This window comes from Streptomyces prasinopilosus, assembly GCF_001419695.1.
Classification (GTDB): domain Bacteria; phylum Actinomycetota; class Actinomycetes; order Streptomycetales; family Streptomycetaceae; genus Streptomyces; species Streptomyces prasinopilosus.
The window spans coordinates 1-1,254 of the sequence record NZ_LIRG01000768.1; the positions used below are offsets into that span (position 1 = coordinate 1).

Here is a 1,254-nt window from a genome sequence, read left to right on the forward strand (position 1 = left end):
CCGCGGGTCCAGCTGACCGGCGGCGGCCTGCCGGGCGAACTCCAGGACCAGCAGCACCTTGAAGATCGAGGCGATCACGACGGGGTCGTCGGCCCCGACGCCGACCCCGTCCCCGCCCGGGCCCTCCGCACCGGCCGTCGCGGCGTCCCCCGCGCCGGGCTTCGCACCCGACCCGGCGCGGGGGACGCCGCGACGGCCGGTGCGGAGGGCCCGGGCGGGGACGGGGTCGGCGTCGGGGCCGACGACCCCGTCGTGATCGCCTCGATCTTCAAGGTGCTGCTGGTCCTGGAGTTCGCCCGGCAGGCCGCCGCCGGTCAGCTGGACCCGCGGGAACGGGTGCGGGTGACCGCGGCCGACCGGCTCGGCGGCTGGGGGACCGCCGGCTGCCTGGACGACGTCGAGCTGTCGCTGCGGGACCTGGCCCACTTCGCGATGTCGGTCAGCGACAACTCGGCGGCCGACCTGCTGCTGGCCCGCGTGGGCCTGGACACCGTACGGCTGCTCGCGGCGGAGCTCGGCCTGGGGCGGACCCGGATCGTGGGCGGACCGCGAGACCTGCTGGAGTCGATGCTCGCGGAGGTCGGGGCGCGCGACGAGCGGGACTTCGCCGCCCGCTACCCCGCCCTGCCGGACGAGCGCAAAAGACGGCTGGCCGTACTGGATCCCCACCGCACCACGGCGAGCACGCCCCGCGAGATCACGCGGCTGCTCCGGCTGATCTGGACCGACGCCGCCGGCCCGCCCGAGGCCTGTGCCCTCGTGCGTGACCTGATGTCCCGTCAGGTGTTCCGGCACCGGCTGGTGTCGGGCTTCCCGGACGACGTCACGGTCGCGGCCAAGACCGGGACCCTGCCGGGGCTGCACATGGAGGCGGGCGTCGTCCGCTACCCCGACGGCGGGTGCTACGCGATCGCCGTCTTCGCCCGCACGCACGCCCTGGCCGCTTCCCGCCCCACGGTGGACGCCGCGGTGGGCCGGGCCGCCGGGATCGCGGTCGGTTTCCTGCGCGACGGCGGCCGGTGACCGGAGCGCATATGCGTTCGCATATCGGCGCAGCTCAATTCCGGTCTTGGACACGGGAGTTGATCACCTGATCTGCTGACGCCATGACCCAGGACACACCTGCCGCAGACCGACCGGGCACGCCTTTCCGACGGGGTGTCGACCGCCGTGCGGTGCTGCGCGGCGCCGCGCTCGGCGCGGCCTCCCCGCTGATCCCGGCCGTGGCGGCCCCGGCCGCCACGGCCGGGATCA

Annotated in this window: 1 protein-coding gene; it reads left to right on the top strand. The window is 75.6% G+C overall.

Annotation, left to right across the window (positions count from 1 at the left end):
- Nucleotides 1–27: 27 nt before the first annotated feature.
- On the top strand, nt 28–1,023 hold the full coding sequence (locus AOK18_RS26090; protein WP_079105186.1) for a serine hydrolase: 996 nt from the start codon (nt 28–30) through the stop codon (nt 1,021–1,023).
- Nucleotides 1,024–1,254: the final 231 nt, after the last annotated feature.